This is a genomic window from Polaromonas sp. P3_C2, from assembly GCF_056402675.1.
In genome coordinates, this window is sequence record NZ_JBFUGX010000785.1 from 1 (window position 1) to 1,724 (window position 1,724).

At 60.3% G+C, this 1,724-nt stretch carries 2 protein-coding genes; one reads left to right on the top strand and one right to left on the bottom strand.

Annotated features, from left to right (window positions below):
* Nucleotides 1-266 precede the first annotated feature (266 nt).
* Nucleotides 267-614, top strand: a complete 348-nt coding sequence (locus AC1DWI_RS21920) for a hypothetical protein (protein ID WP_477668166.1) — start codon at nt 267-269, stop codon at nt 612-614.
* A gap of 72 nt (nt 615-686) precedes the next feature.
* On the opposite strand, the gene alaC is transcribed toward AC1DWI_RS21920, so the two are convergent.
* Nucleotides 687-1,724: alanine transaminase (gene alaC / locus AC1DWI_RS21925; RefSeq protein WP_477725761.1), on the bottom strand; the 1,038-nt coding region annotated here is incomplete at its 5' end.

Here is a 1,724-nt window from a genome sequence, read left to right on the forward strand (position 1 = left end):
GGGTTTGATGAATTCACCGGATGGAGCAGAAGCAAAGGTGGGCCGCTTGCGGCCCACTTCTTTTTTGTGCGCGTTTTGTGGGCAGGTTTTCCATGTCACCGGTTTCTCCAGGCGACGAATCTTTCATGCGCCGCCAACGCAGGTAATCTCCCCGTAAAGTCCACCCCGGCAATGCATTTCGGGTGCATGATGGGGAGTACCGTCGCGCGTCCACTGCGGGACGCCAGCCCCTTGTCCCCCGGCCATCACCCGCCACGAAAGCATCCATGCAAAAACCCTCGAACACCTCGCCCGAGAAGCCACAACTGGCGCGCGCGCTCGAAAAAAACGATGCCGTGCAGGACACGGTGGAAAGATCGGCACAAGAGCTACTGCTGATCAACAAGGTCCTCGAAAAAGAAATTCCACCCGCGGTCAAAACGGGTGACGTTGCGATGGCGCTGGTAAAAACCGCGGAACTGGAAGACAAAATCCAGAGCTCCGCGGAAGAGCTGGCGCACGTCAACGACCTGCTGGAACGGGAGATTGCGGAGCGTGCCGAACTGGAGAAAAAACTGCTGGCAGCCACAACCGGTATCGCAGGAAAAGGCACACCCAACGCCACCGACAGTTGAAGAAAACAGCGCCGACACCTTTGGTGCCGGTATGGAGTCATGTCAAAGTGGGCCGCTTGCGGCCCACTTTTTTTATCCTTCCTGCTTATCGGTCTGTGCGGATTTCAGCACGCCATCCGCCTTGAACATGGCCTTGATGCCGCGCACCGCCTGGCGGATGCGGGCTTCGTTTTCGATCAAGGCAAAGCGCACATGGTCGTCACCGTGGTCACCAAAGCCGATTCCCGGTGACACGCACACCTTGGCTTTTTCCAGCAGCTGCTTGGCGAATTCCAGCGAGCCCAGCTTGCGGTAAGCCTCGGGAATGCGCGCCCAGATGTACATCGACGCCTTGGGGCAGTCAACCGGCCAGCCCGCTTCGGTCAGGCCCTTGTAGAGCACGTCGCGCCGCGCCTGGTATTGCGCGGTAATGTCCCTCACGCATTGCTGGTCGCCTTCCAGCGCGGCAATCGCGGCCACCTGCAGCGGGGTGAAGGTGCCGTAGTCGTGATAGCTCTTGATGCGCGCCAGCGCGGCCACCAGGTCGGGGTTGCCCACCATGAAGCCGACACGCCAGCCTGCCATGTTGTAGCTTTTGGAGAGCGTAAAAAATTCCACCGCGATGTCTTTGGCGCCCGGCACCTGCATGATGGAAGGCGCCTTCCAGCCGTCGAACACGATGTCAGCATAGGCCAGGTCGTGCACCACAAAAATGTCGTGCTTGCGCGCCAGTGCAATCACCTTCTCGAAAAACTCCAGCTCCACGCACTGCGCGGTGGGGTTGGACGGAAACCCCAGCACCATCATCTTGGGCTTGGGGTAGCTGCCGCGAATGGCTTTTTCCAGCTCGGCAAAAAAATCCGTGTCGGGTGTCAGCGGCACCGAGCGAATATCGGCCCCCGCGATCACCGCGCCGTAAATGTGAATGGGGTAACTTGGGTCCGGCACCAGCACGGTGTCGCCGCGGTCCAGCGTGGCCAGCATCAGGTGGGCCAACCCCTCTTTGGAGCCGATGGTGACGATGGCCTCGGTGTCGGGGTCAATCGCCACCTGGTAGCGGCTCTGGTACCAATGCGCAATGGCGCGCCGCAGCCGCGGTATGCCCTTGCTGGCCGAATAGCCGTGCGTGTC